The following is a 20,364-nucleotide window of genomic DNA, read 5'->3' on the forward strand; positions in this document are numbered from 1 at the left end:
TGTCCGACGCCGCGGATAGGGTCACGGCGTGACCTTGTTCCTGCACCGCGCGGCGGCTACGGGCGCCCTGGCCGACGGGCTCGCCGAGCTCCTGGCGACCCCACTGGCCGACCCGTTCGCGCAGGAGGTCGTCGCCGTGCCCGCCAGGGGCGTCGAGCGGTGGCTCGCGCAGCGACTGTCCCACCGCCTGGGCGCCGGTGCCCGCGGTGGTGACGGCGTCTGCGCGGGCGTGCGGTTCCTCAACCCGCACTCGCTGGTCTCGCTGGTGCTCGGTATCGAACGCGACGACCCGTGGCATCCGGACCAGCTCGCCTGGACCGTCCTGCAGGCCATCGACGAGTCCCTGTACGAGCCCTGGGCCGGCGCCCTCGCCACCCACCTCGGTGCCGACGACGCGCTGGACGAGACGGAGCAGGGCCTACGCCGGGGCCGCCGGTATGCCGTGGCCCGCCGGCTCGCCGGCCTCTTCTCCGGATACGCCCTGCAGCGCCCCGCGATCGTGACCGACTGGCGCACGGGCGGCGGCGGTGACGGTCTCGGCGGCACCCTCGCCGAGGACCTGGCCTGGCAGCCCTTCCTGTGGCGGGCCGTTCTCGAGCTCGTCGATGCGCCGCCACCGGACGTGCGCCACGCCGAGGTCGTTGCCGCGGTGCGCTCCGGCGGCGCGGACCTGGAGCTGCCCGGACGGCTGTCCTTGTTCGGACACACCCGGATCGCCGCCAGCGAGGTCGAGGTCCTGGGCGCGCTCGCCGAGCACCGGGACGTGCACCTCTGGCTGCCCCAGGCGTCGCCGGCCGCCTGGGACGCACTCCGGGACATCGTCTCGGCGGGTCTCACGCCCCGGATCGAGGACGCCTCGGTCGATCACATCCAGCACCCGCTGCTCGCCTCGCTGGGCCGGGACGCGCGCGAGCTGCAACGCACGTTGGCGACCGCGCCCACGGTCGACGCACTGCTTCCCGACGGCGGCGACGCGCCTTCCGAGTCCGCCTCGCTGCTGCGGTGGCTGCAGCAGGACCTCCAGGCGGATCACGTCCCCACGGCCGCGGAGCGCGCCGCGCGGGTGATCCCAGCCGACGACGCCTCCGTCCAGATCCATGCCTGCCACGGCCGCGGCCGCCAGATCCAGGTGCTCCGGGACGTCCTCGCCGGACTGCTCCAGGACCACCCCGACCTCGAGCCCCGCGACATCCTGGTGATGTGCCCGGACATCGACGCCTACGCGCCCCTCGTGCACGCCGGGTTCGGACTCGGCGAGGTGGTCCGTACGGCGGGGGAGGACGAGGCGGGGCACCCGGCCCACCGGTTGCGCGTCATGCTCGCGGACCGGGCGCCCGGGACCACGAACCCATTGCTGGCCCTTGCCGCGCGCCTGGTGGAACTGGCCGGCGGGCGACTGACCGCCGGTGAGGTCCTCGACCTGGCCCGGTCGGAGCCGGTGCGGCGCCGGTTCTCCTTCGACGACGACGACATCGACCGCATCGCGGGGTGGGTCGAGGAGGTCGCGATCCGGTGGGGTCTCGATGCCGACCACCGCGCCGCCTACCAGTTGGGCAACTTCGAACAGAACACCTGGCGAACCGGCCTCGATCGGATCCTCACCGGCGCCGTCCTCGACGGGCAGGACACCACCTACCTCGGCCGGACGGTTGCGCTGGACGACCTCGACAGCGGGGACATCGACCTGGCCGGCCGGCTTGCCGAACTGCTCGACCGGATCGGCGCCACCCTCGGCGCGCTGCACGAGAGCCGCGCCGCCGAGGACTGGACCCGCACTCTGCGTGAGGGTGTGCTCGCGCTGGCAGATCCGGCACCTGCGGACGCCTGGCAGACGACCCAGCTCGAGCGCGAGCTCGCCCGGATCGAGGCGGCGGCCCGGCGCGGGACCGCCTCGACCGACCTCGCCCTCGCCGACGTGCACACGATGCTCGCCGAGCACCTGGCCGGCCGGGCCACCCGGTCGAGCTTCCGCACGGGCACGCTGACCGTCTGCACGATGGTGCCGATGCGGTCCGTGCCGCACCGCGTGGTCGCCCTGGTCGGCCTCGACGACGGCGTGTTTCCCCGGACCATCACGCCCGACGGCGACGACGCCCTCTCGCGGACCCCCGTCACCGGGGAGCGGGACACCCGGGCTGAGGACCGACAGCTCCTGCTCGACGCGGTCATGGCCGCCGAGCGTGCCCTCGTCATCACCTACACCGGCGCCGACGAGCACAGCGGCGCCGAACGACCGCCGGCGGTGCCACTCGGCGAACTGATCGACGCTCTCGACGAGACCGCCACACGAGGCGACGGGGTACCACTGGTGCGGCGCCATCCGTTGCAGTCCTACGACGCGCGCAACCTCGGCGCACCTGCGGACGGGGAGGGCGCGCTGCTCCCGGACCGCAGTCCGTTCAGTTTCGACCCCAGCGCGCTCGCCGGTGCCCGGGCCCACCTGTCCCGCCCGCTGGTGACCGGCACCGAGGCCGTGCTCGAGACTCTGGTCCCGGAGCCGCTGCCGCCGATCATGGGGCAGGACGTCGACCTTGCGAACCTGCAGCGGTTCCTCGCGCAGCCGGCTCAGGCGTTCCTACGCCAGCGACTCGGCCTGATCCTGCCCGACGAACCTGAGGAGGCGGCCGAGGGCATCCCGATCGACCTCGACGGGCTCGAGAAGTGGAAGATCGGCGACCGCATGCTCGAGGCCGTCCTCGGTGGCACCGACCTGACCCAGGCACGCCGGGAGGAACACTGGCGCGGAAGCGCACCACCGGGAGAACTCGGCAATGCCGTCCTCGCCGATGTCGCCGGCACCGTGGATGGCATCGCACGAGCCACCCTCGAGCGACGCCGAGGGCCCGCCACGGCGGTGGACATCGACCTCGAGCTCCCCGACGGACGCCGGCTCACCGGCACGATCGCAGACCTGTACGGCGCACCGGTCAGCGCGATCACGTCGACGTACTCGTCGATCAGGGCGAAGCAGCGGCTGCGCTCCTGGGTCACGGCGCTCGTGCTCGCGGCCGCCGGACACGACGGTGCCACCAGCCAGGTGCTCGGTCAGCTCAAGCTGGGGCGGCGCACCTACGTCGGCCACTACACGCATGGGCCGGTGGACCCCGCCACCGCGCTCGCGATCCTGGTCCAGCTGGTCGACCTCTACGACCGCGGGCTGGCGCAGCCGCTACCCCTCGGGGTCCAGACCGCCAACGCGTTCGCCGAGACGTTCCGCGCCCAGGCGGGCGACGAGCGGGCCGCCATGGAGGCGGCCGAGAAGAAGTGGACGACGGTGACGGGCTGGTACACGAGCACCGGTGAGCAGGACGACCCCGCGTTCGTCCGTGTCTTCGGCCCACGGGCAGGCCTGTCCGACGTGGCGGGCGAACCCGGCGAGGACGAGCGCTGGCGCGCAGGGGTGGGCACCAGGTTCGGACAGTTGGCGCTCCAGCTCTGGGAGCCCATGTTCGTCCTCGAGGCCGAGACGATGGAGCGGCTATGACCTCCCTCGACTTCTCGATCACCGACCCGCTGCCGTCCGGCACCGTCATGCTCGAAGCCTCCGCCGGGACCGGAAAGACGTGGACCATCGCGGCGCTCGTCGCCCGCTACGTGGCCGAGGGCCACGTGCAACTGACCGAGATGCTCATCATCACGTTCGGCCGGGCCGCCAGCCAGGAGTTGCGGGCCCGGGTCCGGGAGCAGCTCGTCCAGGTCGAGCGGGCCCTGCACCACCCGGAGACCGCGGCCGGGGCTGGGCCCTTGATCGGCCTGCTGGTCCACGTCGACGACGCCGAGCGGATGCGCCGCCTCGGCCGGGTCCGCCGGGCGCTGACGTCCTTCGACGAGGCGACGATCGCGACCACGCACCAGTTCTGCCACCAGGTGCTGCGCTCGCTCGGGGTGGCCGGGACCTCCGACGCCTCCGCGCAGCTGGTCGAGGACCTCGACGACCTCCTCGTGGAGGTGGTCGACGACCTGTACCTGCGCGGGTTCGTCGGGGACAGGAACCAGCCGATCTTCAGCCGCAAGGTGGCCCTGAAGATCGCGCGTGCGGTCGTCGACGACGTCTACGCCGAGTTGCGTCCCGACCCGGCGACCGGTGACCGGCGCAGCGACCCGGTGCGCCGGGCCCGGTTCGGTCAGGCCGTCCGGGACGAGCTCGAGCGCCGCAAGCGACGGCTGCAGGTGATGCACTACAACGACCTGCTCACGCAGCTCGCCGACGCGCTCGCGACGCCCGACTCGCTCGCCGCCCAGCGCATGCGTGCCCGTTGGAAGGTGGTGCTCGTCGACGAGTTCCAGGACACCGACCCGATCCAGTGGCAGGTCCTCGAGCGAGCGTTCGCCGGCCACGCCACCATGGTGTTGATCGGTGACCCGAAGCAAGCGATCTACGCCTTCCGTGGCGGCGACGTGGTGACCTACCTCAAGGCGGCCTCCCACGCCCAGGACAAGCGCACCCTGCCGACGAACCACCGCAGCGACGCCCCTGTCGTGGACGCGCTGCAGGCGATGCTCCGCGGCGCCGCGCTCGGCGACGACCAGATCTCCGTGGTGCCGGTCCGGGCCCGCCACGAGGGCTCCCGGCTGCACGGCCTGCCGAACCCGGGCGCGGTCCGGCTGCGTCAGGTCCTCAGGACGGAGCACCTGGGCGGCAGCGCCGCGATCGCGACCTCCCGCGACCACATCCCGCGCGACCTGGCCCTCGACATCGCCGAACTGCTGGCCTCCGGAGCGACGTTCGACGACGCCCGCGACACGGTCGGCAACCCGCAGCCGCCGCGACCGATCCAGGCCCGGGACGTCGCCGTTCTGGCCCACACGAACCGTGACCTGCTCGCGGCTCAGGCGGAGTTGCGGCGGCTCGGGATCCATGCCGTCAGCGCGGGCGGCGGCAGCGTCCTGCGCAGTGCGGCCGCCCGCGACTGGCTCGCGCTCCTCGAGGCCATGGCCGCGCCGCACCGAGCGACGCTGAACCGCGCCGCGGCCCTGACCGATCTCGGTGGAATGACCGCCGCGGACCTCGACGCGGGCGGCGACGACCTCGACGACGACCTGTCCGCACGGCACCGACGGCTCGCCGACGTCTACGACCGGCAGGGCGCGGCAGCGGTCCTCGAGGCCCTGAACATCGAGGGGAACTCCGCCCGCGTGCTCGCGCAGGTGGGCGGGGAACGGACGCTCACCGATCTCCAGCACGTCGGTGAACTGCTGCACGAGACCAGCCAGCAGGCCGGCGCCGGCCGGCTGGGGCTGGCCGGCCTGATCGAGTGGCTCCGCGCGCAGATGGCCGACGACGCCGTGCAGACATCCGGGGCACGCAGCCGCCGCCTCGACTCCGACGCCGCGGCCGTCCAGCTCGTGACGATCCACTCCAGCAAGGGGCTCCAGTACCCGATCGTCTACTGCCCGGCCCTGTTCGACCGCCACGTCGCGAAGACACCCGAGATCCCGCAGTTCCACGAGGCCGACGACGCGCGGACCCGCTGTCGCGACGTGGGTGGCGAGACCGACAACCCGGGCTGGTCGGAGTCGGTCGCCCGGCACAAGGCGGAGGAGGCCGGCGAGGCGCTGCGGCTGCTCTACGTGGCCGTCACCCGGGCCCAGTCCCAGGTGGTGCTGTGGTGGTCGCCCACCAACAACACGCCGAACTCCGCACTGCACCGCCTGCTGTTCGGGCGTGACCCCGACGGCGCCGCGATGGTTCCGGATACCGTCCCGACGCCCCGCACCGACGAGATCGCCACCGCCCAACTACGCAGGTGGGCCGACCATGGGGCGTTCACGCTCGAGGTCGCCGATCACGCGGCCGCCGCACCCGTCCCACCGGAGGCACCGGTTCCGGAACTCTCGATCCGCCACCTCGACCGCGCGATCGACAGCAACTGGCGGCGGACCTCCTACACCGCCCTGAGCACACCGCGGGAGGCCGACGCCCACGAGCTCACCGGCGGTGTCGGCAGCGAGCCGGAACTCACACCGCGCGACGACGAACCCGAGACGCCCCAGTCCGTCGTGACGGCCGAGCCCACGCTGCCCGGCCTGGACGTCCTGATCCCCGGCGCGGACGTGCCCTCGCCGATGGCGACGCTCCCGGTCGGTGCCACGTTCGGATCCCTCGTCCACGGGGTGCTCGAACACGCCGACCCGCAGTCGCCCGACCTGCGTTCGGAACTGCTCCGGCACATCCACGAACAACTCCTCTGGTGGCCCGTCGACCTCGATCCCGAGGAACTCGCCGACGCGTTGGTCGCGGTCTGCGACAGCCCGCTCGGACCGCTCGCACCCGGGTCCACCCTGCGCGGGATCGGCCGCCGGGACCGCCTGTGTGAACTCGACTTCGAGCTGCCGCTCGGTGGCGGCGACGTCCGCAGGGCCGCCTCCCGAGCCCGGTTGGGTGACCTCGCCCCGCTGCTGCGCCGGCACCTGAAGGAGGGGGACCCGGTCCGAGCCTGGGCGGACGTCCTCGACGCCCAGCCGATGCTCGCCCAGCAGGAACTGCGCGGCTATCTGACCGGTTCCGTCGACGTCGTCCTGCGCACCGGCGGCTCCTATCTGGTGGTGGACTACAAGACCAACTGGCTCGGCCCGTTCAACGACCCGGAGCAGCCGCTCACCGCGGCCGCGTACCGCCCGGAGGCGCTCGCCGAGGCGATGGGGCACTCCTCCTATCCGCTGCAGGCACTGCTGTACGCCGTGGTGGCGCACCGGTTCCTGCGCTGGCGGCTGCCGGACTATCAACCCCGCAAGCACCTCGGTGGGGTTCTCTACCTCTACCTGCGCGGCATGTGCGGGCCGCAGACGCCCATCGTCGACGGAGAACCCTGCGGCGTGTTCTCCTGGCGCCCGCCGGTCGCGCTCGTGCAGGGCGTCTCCGACCTGCTCGACGGCATGGAGGAGAGTGCGGCATGACCGGGATCACGGCGGCACCGCCGCTCGAGCTGTTCGAGCCCGTCGACGAGCGCGACCGGAGGCTGGCCCGCGATGCGAGTGGGCTCCTCGGGGCGCTGAACGCGGCGCGCCTGCTCACCGCTGCGGACCTGCATGTGGCGCGGACGCTCGGACGTGCCGCTGGGGGCATCGAGGTGACGTCCGCGGACGCGGCGCTGCTCGCCGCAGCGGTCGCCACCCGGGCCGTCCGGACGGGTTCCGTGGCCGTCGACGTCGCTCAGCTCGACGCTGCCCTGCGCGTGCTCGACCCTGCCCCGGCACTGCCGTGGTCGGGCCCGGAGGAGTGGCTCGAGCAGCTGCGGGACAGCTCCCTCGTCCGCAAGGGCGCGCTGGTGCTCGAGCATGGACTGGTCTACCTGCAGCGCTACCACCACCAGGAGGTCCAGGTCATCGCCGACCTGGTGGCCAGGGCCGCCCAGCCGGCACCGGTGGTCGACGCCGACCTGCTCGAGTCGGGTCTGAGGCGCGTCTTCGGCGCCGGCTGGGAGGAGCAGCGGGACGCGGCCCGGGTGGTCATCGGCTCCTGGACCAGCGTGTTGACGGGTGGTCCGGGCACGGGCAAGACCAGCACCGTGGCCGGCGTCCTCGCGCTGCTCGCGGAGCAGGCCGGGCCGGGCCGACCCCTGCGGGTGGGACTGGCCGCGCCCACCGGCAAGGCCGCCGCCCGGATGCAGGAGGCGGTCACCGAAGCGCTCGAGGTGATCATGAGGGCCACCGGCGACGTCGCAAGCAGGGCGCTGATCGAGCCGCTGAGTGAGGTGCGTGCGGTGACCCTGCACCGGCTCCTCGGAAGGCGTCCGGATTCGGTGACCCGGTTCCGCCACGACCGCGACCACCGCCTGCCCCACGACGTGGTGCTCGTCGACGAGACGTCGATGGTCTCGCTGACGCACATGGCACGGCTCCTCGAGGCACTACGCCCGACGGCCCGGCTGATCCTGGTCGGGGACCCCGACCAGCTCGTGTCGGTCGACGCCGGTGCGGTCCTCGCCGACCTCGTCGCCGGCGCGGAGCAGATCGCCCTGGCCGAGCACCCCGCAACAGTCACCGGCACTGACCAGGGCCCCGTCGCCGTCGTCCGCCTGCTCACCCCGCACCGCTTCGGCCGGACCATCGGCAGGCTCGCCGATGCCGTGCGGCTGGGTAACGCCGATGCCGTCCTCGACGAGATGCGCGCCGACGGCACCGAGGTGGTCTGGGTCGAGGATCCCGACCCCACGCGCGCCCTGCGGCCGATCCTGACCGAGCACGCCCTCGCCGTCTACCGGGCCGCTCAGGGCGGCCACAGCCGCGAGGCGCTCGACCTGCTCGGCCGGCACCGACTGCTCTGCGGCCACCGCGAGGGACCGTGGGGTGTACGGACCTGGAACCGGCACGTCGAGAACTGGCTCACCGAGGAGACCGGCGACGGGCTCTACGACCCGATGTACGTGGGTCGCCCGCTCCTCGTCACGGCCAACGACTACGCGACGGGGGTGCTGAACGGCGACAGCGGCGTCGTCGTGGCGACCAGACGTGAGGACGGCACCCGTGGCCGAATCGCCGTCATCCGGGGCAGCGCCGGCGACCAGGCGTTCGGGCCGAGCCGCCTCGGCGACGTCGACACGATGCACGCCATGACGGTGCACAAGGCGCAAGGCAGCCAGGCGGAGGAGATCACCGTGCTGCTGCCGCCGGAGGACTCGCCGCTGCTCACCCGTGAGCTGTTCTACACCGCGATCACCCGGGCCAGCCGGCGCGTGCGGATCGTCGGCAGCGAGGCGGCCGTCCGGGTGGCGGTCGGGCGGCAGGTGCAGCGAGCAAGTGGCCTGCGGCAGCGGCTCGTCGCGGACTGACGGCGAGGCGAACAGCCGGCCGCCCGAGGTGAACGGCGACGGGCCGGCTGTGATCAGGCGCCAGGCCTGTTGTGATCAGGCGGCGGGCGGCCGCAGGGTGCGGCGGAGCGCCTGCAGCACCCGCTCCAGCCCGCTCCGGCGGGAGTTCACCTGGGTGGCGTAGAGGTGCCCGGCGGAGAGCGTCGTCCACAGGAACAGCTCCACCCAGGCGGGATCGAGGCCGGGGTCGATGGATCCGTCGGCCTGTCCGCGCCGGACCGTGTGCGGCACCGGTTCCGCAGGCTCGTCGCTGGCTCCTGCGGCGATCGCGACCGTCGGATCGGCCAGGGCCTCGTCGGTGATCAGGGGGTTGTCGGCGAACAACAGGGACAGCACCGGACCGAGCTCGAACAGGTGCTCACACAGTCGCTCCAACGCGCTCAGGCCGGTACCCGCGGTCAGGTCGGCGGCGACGTGGGCCGCGATGATGCGCCGCGCCCCCTCGGTCTCGACCCGGCCCAGCAATGAGGCACGGTCGGAGAAGTGCCGGTACAAGGACGTCCTGCCGACGCCGAGGCGGCGGGCCACCTCACTCAGCGAGGCGGACGGGTCGGCCGCGAGGATCTCGATCGCGCCGTCGATCATCGCTTGCCTGGACAGTGCACCGACCCCTTGGGCTGGGTGGTCGGCGCCGCCGGTCATGTTCACCCTGGAACTCTACCGTACCCGGCTGGTACAGTGCTGTTCCAGCATCGACAACCAGGGGAGAGGGGACCATGGCGCCCGACTTCAACGCAATGGACGATTACCGCCGACGCCTCGCGGAAGGCGCCGCCGAGGCGCCGGAGCCGAGCGCCGCCGTCGGGCACCAGCCGCCGACCGGCGACGAACCGGCCACCGTGCTCGCCATGGGCACCCAGGACAAGTGGCTGGTCGCGATGATCGGCGCCGTGCTCGGGGTCGGCGTGGGCTTCCTGTTGCCCTGGCTGGGCACGGTCGCCGCGCGCTACCCGATCCCGTTCGCCGGGCCGATCGAATTCCTCAGCTCCTTCGAGGCGCCGGTGCTGGTGGTGCTGCGCCCGGTCATCGGCGCCGTCGTCGGTCTGGTCGTGGCCGCGGTCGTGACCTCCGGCAGTCCTCGCATCACCGTCTCCGGCGCCGAGATCCTGATCGCCAAGGGTGACGACGAGCGTCGTATCGAGCGGGCCCAGGTGGCAGGCGTCTACCGCGAGGGCACCGCGCTCGTCATCGACTCGGTCGAGGGCCGGCAGCTGTACAAGGGCGAGGTGGAGGCGCCGCGGGCGGCGGTCCGGGACGCGTTCGTCGCCCACGGCTACCGGTGGGAGATGCTGGACCGGAAGGTCTGACCCCGGTCAGGAGCTGGTGGCCGGCCACGCCGCGCGCCGGGCCTCCCACTCCTCACGGAGCGTGCCCATGACCACCGAGTCGTGCACCCCGCCGGACCAGCGCCGCGCCTTGCGGAACCGGCCCTCCTCAACGAAGCCGAGCCGCCGGCCGACGCCGATCATGCCCTCGTTGCCCGAGTAGGTCGCGAAGTCGAGGCGGAGCGTGTCGGTGGCGTCGAACAGGTACGTGGTCCACAGCGCCATCGCCTCGGTGGCCAGGCCGCGGCCCCAGTACGCCTCGTCGTGGATGCCGATGCCGAGGCGCCGCCAGTCCGTCTCGTGGCTCTCCCAGTACCAGCTCACGGCGCCGACGAGCGCGTCGTCCGAGCGGTCCACGACCGCGAGCATGCCGCGGGGATCGGGGCGATCCGTCTCGTCCATCGCCGCCAGGGCGAGGATCCCGGCCCGCATGGCCTCCATCGACTCCGCGGTGGGCGGGCCGAAGTACGGGCCGTTCGTCAGGTGCCAGGGGCGCGCCGGGTCCAGCAGCGAGCGGATTCGCGGGTCGTCGGCGATGGTCCAGTCCCGCAATTCCACGCGGGTTCCGGTGATCTTCATCGGGCGCGGATCCGTCAGCGGCGGCGCTGGTCGGCGACCCGGTCGAGGATCGCCTCGCCGACCCGTCCGAACGTGGCCAGATCCTCGGCGCTGACGGCGTCGACCACGAGTGTCCGCGCATGCTGGACGTGGCCGGGCGCGGCGGACTCCACGCGAGTGCGTCCGGCGTCGGTGAGGATCGCATTCGTGGCCCGGCGGTCATCGGCGCAGGTCTCGCGGCGGACCAGTTCCTGGCGCTCGAGCCGCTGCACCACGTGGGACAGCCGGGACAGCGATCCGTTCGTGAGCTCGGCCAGCGCGCTCATCCGCAGCACGCCGTCGTCGGATTCGGCGAGCATCGCCAGGACCATGTACTCGTAGAAACTCAGGCCCGCGTCCCGGGTGAGCTGGGAGTCGAGGGCGCCTGGCAGCTTCGTGATCAGGCCCGTCAGGGCGAGCCAGGTCGAACGCTCCTCCTGGGACAGCCAGCGTGGCTCGGACATGTTCACCTCTATTGTTTACGGTTCAAGTAATTCTAGCCGAGGTGGTGGGTTTGTCAAGACAACGCCGACCGTGTGGCGTACGTCAACCCTCGTCGGTCTCCCGTCGGAAGATCACGATGAGGACGCGCAGCACGAGGATGATACTGATGCACAGGAGCGTGCTGCCCAGGACGTGGTAGATCCCGATCTCGGGAGTGACCAGGGGGCCGGGCGCGACGGCGAACAACACGACCGACATCAGGCCCGCCGTCGCCCCCAGGATGGCGAGCAGCGCCTGGTGCCAGAGCCCGGTCACGAACCGCCGGTCGCGCGGATCGGCGAGGAGCCGGACCCCCACCGACAGTCGCCCGTGCTCGGCTGCGTCGGCCAGCCGGTCCATCCGGCGGGGTAGCCGCCGCAGGATCGGCAGTGCCGTGGCGACCTCGCGGACCACGCTGGTCCGCACCGCCTCCGGCGTGAGTTCCCGGGCGATCCGGCTCGTGCCCGCGGCCCGGGTGGCGCCCAGCAGGTCGTAGCCGGGATCGATGGTGGTGACGGTCCCCTCGAGCGTGGCGACCGCCCGGAACACGGCGGCAACCTCCGGGCGGATCCCGAGCCGCTGCGTGGCGACGAGGCGGAACAGGGCTCCGAACGCGGCGGCACCGTCGGTGCTGCCGGCCGTCGTGAACCGCAGGATGATGGTGCCGATCTCCTGCTCCAGGCCACGCTCGTCCACGTTCTCGGGACGGTCCACCAGCTCCAGGAGCGCGTCCGTGGCCGCCTGCGAGTCACCGGAGCCGAGCGCGGCGACCAAGCGGCCGACGTTCGCGCGGGTCACGGACCCGAGCCGACCGACCGAGCCGAGGTCGAGCATCGCCAGGGTCCCGTCCGTGTCGACGAGCAGGTTCCCGGGGTGTAGGTCCACATGGAAGATGCCGCTGGTCAGCAGCTGGTCGATCACAACGCGCAGCAGCGTGTCCGCGATCTCCCGACGCCGCTCGTCGCCGAGCGCGGCCAGGGGCTCCCCGGCGCTACCGAGCGGGACACCGGCCATCCGCTCCATGACGAGCACGCGGGGCGTACACAGGTCCGTGTGTGGGGTGGGCACGCGGATCCCGTCGGTGCCGGCGGCGCGCAGGGCGGCGGCCACGGAGCGCATGTTGCCGGACTCGATGGTGAAGTCGAGTTCCTCCGCGAGGGCGTCCGAGAAGCCGTCGACGAGCCCTTGGAGCCCGAGGGAGGCGCCCCACTCGGTGCGAGCGGCGAGGGTGCGCGCCAGCCGCGCAATGATGTCCAGGTCGCGCTCCACCTCGGCGCTGATCCCCGGGCGCTGGACCTTGACGACCACCTCCGACCCGTCCAGCAGGCGCCCCGCGTGGACCTGCGCGACGGACGCGGCTGCCAGCGGCTGCGAGTCGAGGGAGGCGAACACGTCCTCGAGGCTGCGGCCGAGCTCGGTCTCCAGCACGTCTCGGACCTGCGGCCACGGCACCGCTGGTGCATCGTCCTGCAACGCGGCCAGTTCGGCTGTGAACTCCGGGGGCAGCAGGTCGCGGCGGGTGGACAACTGCTGCCCGAGTTTGATGAAGGTGACCCCGCCATCCTCGAGGGCCCGGCGCAGGGAGCGGGCCAGGTCACGCCGCTCCGGGGCGGTCCGCAACCCCCGGTGCACGCGTCCCCGGAGGAACCGGGACAGTCCGTGCTTGGCCACGACGCGCAGGATGTGCAGGTAGCGGCGGGTCCGGGACAGTCGGGCCCGCGCCGAGCGCCGCAGTTCCAGCGGTCCGGGCAGGGAGCCGTTCGGGACCAGGGCCTCGATGACCACGAGGATCGCCATCGCGACGATCACCACGAAGCCGGACAGGAGCGCGGCATACAACCCGAGGGTCAGGACGTCCTGGTCCTGGGGCGGCGCCGGCAGGATCGCCTGGAGTACCGACGGGCCGATTGCGCCCGCGACGAAGGCGGCCACCATGGTGCGCAGCAGACCCATGCGCACGCCGAGCAGCCGCCGCACGAGCAGCGCGAAGATCAGCACCGAGAAGATCACGCTGGCGACGGTGAGCGAGCTCCCCAGGAAGTCGACCATGGTCCCGAGTCTCCCGGCAATCGGAGCGTGGCACCAATCCCCTCAGGGGTGAAACTGCAGGCGTGGACTCACCCGGAGGGTGGAGACGCGGCGTCCCACTCGGCCACCAGGCGGGCCGGGCTGACCTGCCGGTAGGAGGCGTCCACCAGCTCGAACACCTCGTCCCAGTCCACCTGCTCCGGGGTCGCGCCGCCGTGGGCGAGGTCCCAGCCGATCCAGCCGTACGGCCCGTAATAGGCCGGCAGGTAGTAGTGCCCGTCCTGCTCGAGGGCCGGGCGCTCGCCGGCGTCGGGCAGGACGATGATCGACTGGTCGTACCTCTCCCGGGTGCCGCTCGGGCCCCTCGTGCCGCCGCCGTAGGTGACGAAGATCTTGGCGGTGCTGAAGGTGGGCCGTCCGTGGCTGACGGTCTCGGTCGCGCCGGGGAACCGGGCGCAGATGGTGCGCAGGCGGGCGAGGTACGGGTCGGCGTCGTCGAACATCTGTGGGTGTCCCATGGGTGCCTTCCGGGGCCGGGCCGGTCGGAGTGTCGGTCCCGATCGTAGGGACCCTCCACCACGTTACCGTTGCACCATGCGCGGGACGTTGAGCGAGCGGGCCCATGCGGCCGTCGAGGAGGTGCAGGAGAACCCGGTCAGATTCGCCGACCGCGTGTTCTTCACCTTCGCGACCGTCGCGGCCGCGTGGCTGGCGTTCCTGCTCGTCAACCAGTTCCTGACGGCGGGCTGGCGCCACCTCTGGGCGTTCCTGCCGTTCTGGCTGATCGTCACCTACCTGCTGCTGCCGCGGATCCACTCGCTGCTCACCAAGGTGTACGTGCCGGACTACTTCATCGGCCGCTCCCGCACCCGCGAAGGGCTGCTCGGGGACCCGGTCAACGTCGGCTTCCGGGGCCGGCAGGACCGGATCCACGAGGCCATGCTCCGGGCCGGCTGGCACCGTGCCGACGAGATCAACCTGACCAGCAGCCGCCGGATGGTGGTCTCGACCATCATGCGCCGGTCCTACCCGGACGCCCCGGTGAGCCCGCTCTACCTGTTCGGGCGCCGTCAGCGGTTCACCTACCAGCAGGAGGTCGAGGGCAATCCCGCCAAGCGTCATCACGTCCGGTTCTGGCCATGCCCGAAGGGCTGGCGCCTGCCCGGCGGACACCGCGCGAACTGGCTGGCCGCGGGAACCTATGACACCGCCGTCGGGCTCAATCTGTTCACGCTGCAGGTGACGCACCGGATCGATGCGGACATCGACGCCGAACGGGACCACATCGTCGCGACGCTGACCGCACCGGAGGCCGGGAACGACGGCCTCCGGGTGAAGCACCTGAAGAACTTCTCCACCGGCTACCACGCCCGCAACGGCGGCGGGGACGCGATCCGCACCGACGGGGACCTGCCGATCGTCGACGTGCGGGCGCTGCCGCCGGCGACGCCGGAGATCCTGGCGGCCGTCGAGGCCGATCACCGCGAGGCCGAGCAGAGCCGCGCCGTGCCGCTGACCGTGGCCCTCGGGTTGTTCCTGATGCTGCTGCGGGTGGTGGCCGGCGCGTTCTCACTGAACTGGGTGCTGCACCTGGCCCGGGAGTCGATCGACGACCTGTGGATCCTCGCGCCGATGCTCGACCTCGGCTTCAGCCTCGAGCAGGGGTACGTGCTCGTGCGCGGGGTCATCATGGGCTACCTGCTCGCCTACCTGCTGCTGTCCTACCTGGTGTACCGGGGCCGGAACTGGGCCCGGATGGTGACGATGGCGATCAGTGCGGTGAGCATCATCGTGTACGCCGTGCTGTGGCTCACCGCGGCCCCGGAGAGCGCGCTCTCGAGCAACCTGATCGGCTCCTCGCTCGAGATCCTTGTGCTCCTGGCGTTCTCGGGTGAGACCGCGCGGAGGTTCACGAGCGGGAAGAACCCGGAGAACCACCCGATCGACGGGGTCTGACCGAGTCGATCGGGCAAGCGCCGTGCGAACGGCCATGGCCGCGCCGGTCAGGCGGCCCGCTCCAGCTCGAGAAGGGTGGCCTTCGCGTCCGGACCGCCCACGTAGCCACCCAGCGAGCCGTCCGCACGCAGGACCCGGTGGCACGGCACGACGACCGGCAGCGGGTTCGTCGCGCAGGCGGACCCTACGGCCCGGACGGCGCCCGGGTTCCCGACGTGGATCGCGACCTCGCGGTAGGACTGGGTGTGTCCGTAGGAGATGTCCGGCAGGTGCCGCTGGACCAGGCCGCGGAACCCATGGGACAGGCGACGGTCCAGTGCGACGTCGAAGGAGGTGCGGTGTCCGGCGAAGTACTCCTCGATCTGCCGGGCCGCGGGCTCCAGCCGGGCCGGCGCTCGCAGCACGCGCGGGCCGATGCCCGTCGCAAGCTTCGTGAGGACCTCCTCGAAGCCCTCGCGTTCGTAGGCGACGCGGACCAGGCCGACCTCGGTGGCGGCGAGCAGCAGCCGCCCGACCGGGGTGTCGACCTCGGTGTAGGCGACCTCCACGAGGCCCTGGTCCTGCGCGGCATCCTCCAGTCGGCGGTGCAGGCGGGCCAGCACGTCGTCGTCGGGGGTGGTGCGCGCGAGCAGGTCGGCGGCGTCGGCGGTCGGTGGCATGGGGTTGGTGGTCATCGGTGGTGTCCTTCCTCGGCAAGTCCGATCAGGTGCGGGTTGCGACGCAACGACCGCAGCCCGTCCGCGGCGGCCCGGCGGACGGCCGCCGGTGTGCCGCCGATGAGCTCGGCGGTCTGGGTGTGGGCGAGGCCACCGAGGTAGTGATAGGCGACGGCGAGGCGTTGCCGCTCGGGCAGGGCGGCCACGGCGGACCAGATGTCCGGGTCCGTCCCGCCCGGGACGCCGATGGTCGAGGCTCGGTCCGGCACCGCCTCGGTGGGGATCGCGAGCCGTGCCCGCGAGCGGGTGACGTCGATCGCCTTACGGTGCGCGACCCGGACCAGCCAGGCCTGCACGTTGGTGTCCTCCGGAAGGCCGGGCCACTCCCGCAGGGCAGCGAGGAACGTCTCGGACCAGGCGTCGTCGGCATCCGGGCCGGGGCCCAGGACCGCACGACAGACCCGCAGGACGGTGGCGCCGTGGCGGGCCACCGCTTGCTCGAAGGGCTGTTTCATCGTCATCACCAGGTAGACGCGTGCGGGACCGAGAATGTGAGGTCTGCGGGTCAAGCCTAGGATCCGACCATGGACCCGCTCTCCGAAGCAGACACGAACGCGGTGATCGCGATCGTCATGGACCTGGCTCGCGCCGGCAGCACCGACGAGCTTGTGGAGTTCTTCGATCACGGTCTCGACGTCGATGTCCGCGATGCCGACGGGAACACCGCCCTCATGCTGGCCGCCTATCACGGCCACGCCCCGGCCGTCGCCGCGCTGATCGAGCGGGGCGCAGACGTGGACCTGCGCAACAACCGGGACCAGTCACCGATCGCCGGCGCCCTGTTCAAGGGCGAGGACGAGATCGTCGCTGCCCTGCGCGCGGCCGGCGCGGATCTGGACGCCGGGACCCCGAGCGCCCGTGCGACGGCCGAGATGTTCGGCCGGGCCCACCTGCTCTCCTAGCCCCGCCGTCGAACGCGAGGTTGTTGGCCCGGAACGCCCGGGACCAGCCAACGATGTCGCGCTCGGGCTCCACCGGACGAACGGACGGCCCGGACACCTTCATGGGTGCCCGGGCCGTGGTCGCCGGTGGGTCGGACGTGGGTCAGACGAGTTCGCTGATCCGGTCGTCGTCACCGAGTGCGCCGGCCTTGCGGGCCTCGATGGCCCTGCGCACACCCTCGCCGTAGGCCGGGTCGGCCAGCGTGCAGTTGTTGATGTGCCGCTCGATCGTCGTCTCGGAGGCGCCGTCGATCGCCCGGGCCGTGTTGGCGAACAGGGCCGACCGCTCTTCCGGCGTCATCTGCCGGAACAGGTTCCGCGGCTGCTCGAAGTAGTTGTCGTCGTCCTCGCGGTACTCGAACCGGTCCGCCGGACCGTCCAGGGCGAGCGACGGCTCGTTGTAGGCGGGCTGGTCCGAGAAGCGGTCGTAGCTGTTCGGGGTGTACCCGGGCACGCCGCCCTGGTTGCCGTCCACGCGCATCTGACCATCGCGGTGGTAGGTGTTCACGTTCGTGGCCCCGCGCGGGTAGTTCACCGGGATCTGGTGGTGGTTCACGCCCACGCGGTAACGGGCGGCGTCACCGTAGGAGAACAGCCGGCCCTGCAGCATCCGGTCCGGGGACGGCCCGACGCCGGGCACCATGTTGCTCGGCGCGAACGCGGCCTGCTCGACATCGGCGAAGTAGTTCTCCGAGTTCCGGTTCAGCTCGAACTCGCCGACCTCGATCAGCGGGTAGTCCTTCTTCGACCACACCTTGGTCACGTCGAACGGGTGGAACCGGTAGTCCTTGGCGTCGGCCTCGGGCATGACCTGGATGGAGAACGTCCACTTCGGGTTCTCGCCACGCTCGATCGCGTCGAACAGGTCCCGCTGGGCGGACTCCCGGTCCCCGGCCACGAGCTTGGCGGCCTCGGCATCGGTGAGGTTCTTGATGCCCTGCTGCGTGCGGAAGTGGAACTTCACCCAGAACCGCTCGTTCTCGGCGTTGATGAAGGAGTAGGTGTGGGATCCGAACCCGTGCATGTGCCGGTAGCCGTCCGGGATGCCGCGGTCGGACATCACGATGGTGACCTGGTGCAGCGCCTCGGGCAGGTTCGTCCAGAAGTCCCAGTTGTTCTCGGCCGAACGCAGGTTCGTGCGCGGGTCGCGCTTCACGGCGCGGTTGAGCGCCGGGAAGTGGTGCGGGTCGCGGTGGAAGAACACCGGGGTGTTGTTGCCGACGAGGTCCCAGTTGCCCTCCTCGGTGTAGAAGCGCAGCGCGAAGCCGCGGATGTCCCGCTCGGCGTCCGCGGCGCCGCGTTCACCGGCGACGGTGGAGAACCGGGCGAACATCTCGGTCTGCTTGCCGACCTCGGAGAACAGCGCGGCCTTGGAGTACCGGGTGATGTCCTGCGTCACGGTGAAGGTGCCGAACGCCCCCGACCCCTTGGCGTGCATGCGGCGCTCGGGGATGACCTCACGGCTGAAGTGGGCCAGCTTCTCGAGGAACCACACGTCCTGGAGCAGCATCGGACCACGCGGGCCGGCGGTGACGGCGTTCTCGTTGTCCGGAACCGGGGCACCGGCCGCGGTCGTCAGGGGCCGGGTGTTGTCTTGGAACTGTTCGGTCATTCCTTGATGCTCCTTCAGTGGTGGTGGGAAATCTCTGGGCGCGGCGCCGGATCGGTGCTGGCGGCCTGGCACGCGGGGCAGATGCCCCAGTAGGTGACCTCGACGGCGTCGATGATGAAGCCGGGTGCCTGGGGCACCGCGAGCGGGATCGCGCCGGGTGCTCCGTGGACGTCGGTGAGGGTGCCGCAGCGTCGGCAGACCGCGTGCTGGTGGTCGTCCCAGCGCAGCCCTTCATAGCGGGCCGACGAGTTCGGGAGATCGATCCGTCGCGCCAGATCCGCGTCGACGAGCGTCTTCAGGACGTCGTAGACGGCTTGCGTGGAACAGCCGCCGATCCGCGTACGGACCAGCCCGACGATCGCTGCGGCGTCGGAGTGCGGGTGCTCGTGGATGACCGTCAGGACGGTCACCCGCGGCCGCGTCACGCGCAGTGATGCCCCCCGCAGAAGTTCCTCCGCCTCGGACTCGATCACGTCTGCAGTCAATCATCTTTTCTGGATTCATTCCAGAAAGGCCGGGTGTCCTGTGTCACACCGGGTCGCCCGGTGGCGGCGAGATCAGCCGAGAATGATCCAGAGCAGCGCCGCGAGGATGAGGACCGCGCTGCCGGCGAGGATGCCGGGCAGCATCGACATGTCGGACGTCGTCGTCGCCGGTGGTTCGAAGGATCGGGCGACGGCGGGGGTCGCCACGCGGGGCTCGTCGCTCTCGCCGGGGCTTGCGTCGGGCGAACTGTCCGCGGCCGCGCGGTCGTGGTCCGGGCCCGTCTCGTCGTCGGCCGGGTGGAGGTCGCCGAGGTCGTCGCCGGCGGCCGTCGGGCTGTCGAGCAGGGTGACGCCGTCGTCGGAGTCGACGTCGACCCCGACGGGCCCGGTCGACCCGGCGGTCGCCGGTCGCGGCGTGCGCACGTGGGCACCGGCCGCGGGGCTCGTGGGATCGATGATCATGGTGGGCAGCGACTCGCTCAGGGCCGCGCCGGCGTCCGGGGAGAGCGTGATGCCGTCCGTGACCGCACCGGCGAACACCGGTGCCGCGTCGAGCGGGTCGGTGTCGACGTCGGGCTCGGTGACCACGTCGGCCACCACCACGGTGACGTTGTCCCGGGTCCCCAGCACCAGCGCGGCGTTGATCAGGCCGCGAGCGGCCTCGGCCGGGTCGGGGCGGGTGAGCAGTTCACCGATGTGCTCCGCGGACAGGTAGTCGGAGAGGCCGTCGCTGCACAGGAGCAGGCGGTCCCCTGGGCTCACCGTCAGGGCGATGATGTCCAGGTCGGCGCCGCCGGGCTGGTCGTCGAGGGAGCGCAGCAGCATCGACCGGTACGGGTGGGTGCGGGCCCGCTCCGGGGTGAGCTGGCCCTGGTCGATGAGCCGCTGCACGTGCGTGTGGTCGGTGGTGACCTGGTACAGCGAGCCTTCGTGCAGGCAGTAGACCCGGGAGTCCCCGATGTGGCCGATCGTCAGCTGCTCGCCGTCGCTGGCCACCGCGATCAGGGTGGTCCCCATCGACTCGAGCATGGCGTCCGCCTCGGACATGCCCTGGAGTGCGTGCCGGGAGGCCCGCCCCGCGTTCAGGAACTGGGTGGGGATGTCCGTGCCGGGGGAGTGCTCCACCTCGGCGAAGACCCGCACCGCCACGCTCGAAGCGACCTCGCCGGCCGCGTGCCCGCCCATGCCGTCGGCGAGCACCAGCAGCCGTGGGCTGCCGAGAGCGGAGTCCTCGTTGTTCGTCCGGACGGTCCCGAGGTCGGTCTGCACGGCGTAGCGGAAACTCACCGCCATCGTGTGCACCGCCTCTGACTGTCAGCCGCCTTCGGGGGCGGGGGCTTGGGAGCGAGTCTCACCCTACAACGCGGGAGGGCGCCGAATCTGCATCGCAATGGACCGAGGTGCCCATCTC

Annotated in this window: 16 protein-coding genes; 6 read left to right on the plus strand and 10 right to left on the minus strand. The window is 71.8% G+C overall.

Annotated features, from left to right (window positions below):
- The first annotated feature begins 28 nt into the window (after positions 1-28).
- Genes recC through recD form a run of 3 tightly spaced genes read left to right on the plus strand, consistent with a single transcriptional unit; the run spans position 29 to position 8,771 of the window.
- Positions 29-3,484: an exodeoxyribonuclease V subunit gamma gene (gene recC, locus KCQ71_RS21235; RefSeq protein WP_223409866.1), complete on the plus strand. Its 3,456-nt coding sequence runs from the start codon at positions 29-31 to the stop codon at positions 3,482-3,484.
- Positions 3,481-6,897, plus strand: coding sequence for a UvrD-helicase domain-containing protein (locus tag KCQ71_RS21240; RefSeq protein ID WP_223409869.1), 3,417 nt, complete (start codon positions 3,481-3,483; stop codon positions 6,895-6,897). Before recC ends, KCQ71_RS21240 begins: the two co-directional genes overlap by 4 nt.
- Positions 6,894-8,771 (plus strand): exodeoxyribonuclease V subunit alpha, encoded by a 1,878-nt coding sequence (gene recD, locus KCQ71_RS21245; RefSeq protein WP_223409872.1) that lies wholly within the window; start codon positions 6,894-6,896, stop codon positions 8,769-8,771. Before KCQ71_RS21240 ends, recD begins: the two co-directional genes overlap by 4 nt.
- A 75-nt stretch (positions 8,772-8,846) precedes the next feature.
- Here recD and KCQ71_RS21250 read toward each other — a convergent pair whose 3' ends face one another.
- Complete coding sequence (locus KCQ71_RS21250; protein WP_223410373.1) at positions 8,847-9,452, minus strand: TetR/AcrR family transcriptional regulator; 606 nt, start codon at positions 9,450-9,452, stop codon at positions 8,847-8,849.
- Positions 9,453-9,526: 74 nt separating this feature from the next.
- On the opposite strand from KCQ71_RS21250, the gene KCQ71_RS21255 reads away from it, so the two are divergent.
- Positions 9,527-10,117, plus strand: a complete 591-nt coding sequence (locus KCQ71_RS21255; RefSeq protein WP_223409875.1) for a YqeB family protein — start codon at positions 9,527-9,529, stop codon at positions 10,115-10,117.
- Between the two features lie 6 nt (positions 10,118-10,123).
- Here the strand turns inward: KCQ71_RS21255 and KCQ71_RS21260 are convergent, their stop codons facing one another.
- From KCQ71_RS21260 to KCQ71_RS21275, 4 genes are all read right to left on the minus strand, one after another.
- A complete protein-coding gene (locus KCQ71_RS21260; RefSeq protein ID WP_223409878.1) occupies positions 10,124-10,714 on the minus strand; it encodes a GNAT family N-acetyltransferase in 591 nt (196 codons plus the stop codon).
- 14 nt (positions 10,715-10,728) lie between these two features.
- Positions 10,729-11,196, minus strand: a complete 468-nt coding sequence (locus tag KCQ71_RS21265) for a MarR family winged helix-turn-helix transcriptional regulator (protein ID WP_223409880.1) — start codon at positions 11,194-11,196, stop codon at positions 10,729-10,731.
- 82 nt (positions 11,197-11,278) lie between these two features.
- On the minus strand, positions 11,279-13,264 hold the full coding sequence (locus KCQ71_RS21270; RefSeq protein WP_223409883.1) for an ABC1 kinase family protein: 1,986 nt from the start codon (positions 13,262-13,264) through the stop codon (positions 11,279-11,281).
- Between the two features lie 68 nt (positions 13,265-13,332).
- Complete coding sequence (locus KCQ71_RS21275; RefSeq protein ID WP_223409886.1) at positions 13,333-13,761, minus strand: MmcQ/YjbR family DNA-binding protein; 429 nt, start codon at positions 13,759-13,761, stop codon at positions 13,333-13,335.
- Between the two features lie 76 nt (positions 13,762-13,837).
- Here KCQ71_RS21275 and KCQ71_RS21280 point away from each other — a divergent pair, with 76 nt between their 5' ends.
- Entirely contained in the window at positions 13,838-15,199 is a 1,362-nt protein-coding gene (locus KCQ71_RS21280; RefSeq protein WP_223409890.1) for an LssY C-terminal domain-containing protein, read from the plus strand.
- 47 nt (positions 15,200-15,246) lie between these two features.
- Here the strand turns inward: KCQ71_RS21280 and KCQ71_RS21285 are convergent, their stop codons facing one another.
- Together KCQ71_RS21285 and KCQ71_RS21290 are read right to left on the minus strand one after the other, a co-directional pair.
- A complete protein-coding gene (locus tag KCQ71_RS21285) occupies positions 15,247-15,873 on the minus strand; it encodes a methylated-DNA--[protein]-cysteine S-methyltransferase (RefSeq protein WP_223409893.1) in 627 nt (208 codons plus the stop codon).
- Positions 15,870-16,370 carry an RNA polymerase sigma factor gene (locus tag KCQ71_RS21290; protein WP_223409896.1) on the minus strand — a complete coding sequence of 167 codons (501 nt, stop codon included), beginning with the start codon at positions 16,368-16,370 and terminating at the stop codon, positions 15,870-15,872. The genes KCQ71_RS21285 and KCQ71_RS21290 overlap by 4 nt, the downstream gene beginning before the upstream one ends.
- A 69-nt stretch (positions 16,371-16,439) precedes the next feature.
- Here KCQ71_RS21290 and KCQ71_RS21295 point away from each other — a divergent pair, with 69 nt between their 5' ends.
- Complete coding sequence (locus KCQ71_RS21295; RefSeq protein WP_223409899.1) at positions 16,440-16,817, plus strand: ankyrin repeat domain-containing protein; 378 nt, start codon at positions 16,440-16,442, stop codon at positions 16,815-16,817.
- A 142-nt stretch (positions 16,818-16,959) separates the two neighbouring features.
- Here KCQ71_RS21295 and KCQ71_RS21300 read toward each other — a convergent pair whose 3' ends face one another.
- The 3 genes from KCQ71_RS21300 to KCQ71_RS21310 all read right to left on the minus strand — a co-directional run bounded on the left by KCQ71_RS21300 (position 16,960) and on the right by KCQ71_RS21310 (position 20,240).
- Positions 16,960-18,468, minus strand: a complete 1,509-nt coding sequence (locus KCQ71_RS21300) for a catalase (protein ID WP_223409902.1) — start codon at positions 18,466-18,468, stop codon at positions 16,960-16,962.
- 14 nt (positions 18,469-18,482) lie between these two features.
- Positions 18,483-18,941 (minus strand): Fur family transcriptional regulator, encoded by a 459-nt coding sequence (locus tag KCQ71_RS21305; RefSeq protein ID WP_223409905.1) that lies wholly within the window; start codon positions 18,939-18,941, stop codon positions 18,483-18,485.
- Positions 18,942-19,025: 84 nt separating this feature from the next.
- Positions 19,026-20,240: a PP2C family protein-serine/threonine phosphatase gene (locus tag KCQ71_RS21310; RefSeq protein ID WP_223409908.1), complete on the minus strand. Its 1,215-nt coding sequence runs from the start codon at positions 20,238-20,240 to the stop codon at positions 19,026-19,028.
- Between the last annotated feature and the right edge of the window lie 124 nt (positions 20,241-20,364).

This window comes from Occultella gossypii, from assembly GCF_019947135.1.
In the GTDB taxonomy this organism is placed as follows: Bacteria; Actinomycetota; Actinomycetes; order Actinomycetales; family Beutenbergiaceae; genus Occultella; species Occultella gossypii.